The 231-nt window shown below is 39.4% G+C and carries 1 pseudogene; it reads right to left on the reverse strand.

Annotation, left to right across the window (positions count from 1 at the left end):
- Positions 1-231 (reverse strand): annotated as a pseudogene (locus FOT98_RS30620) (AAA family ATPase); the annotation flags it as partial.

A 231-nucleotide genomic window follows, 5' to 3' on the forward strand; every position in this document is an offset into this window, starting at 1 on the left:
ACCTTTGTATTAATTTGCGGGGAACCAAACTGCATCCCCCATTCATAACTCGTACGATCCCTGTCATACGGAATTGTCACCGCAATTTTTTGGGAAGAAAGCTTTTCAATATCTTCTACATAATCCTCATCTCCCATATTTAAAACATGAATCATACGAGGCAATGTTAGCTTTGCTTCTTCTAGTAGTTGTAATTCTCTTTTAATTGCTATTGCACCACGAGGGTTGCCG

This window comes from Bacillus sp. HY001 (assembly GCF_007558965.1).
Lineage (GTDB): Bacteria > Bacillota > Bacilli > Bacillales > Bacillaceae_G > Bacillus_A > Bacillus_A mobilis.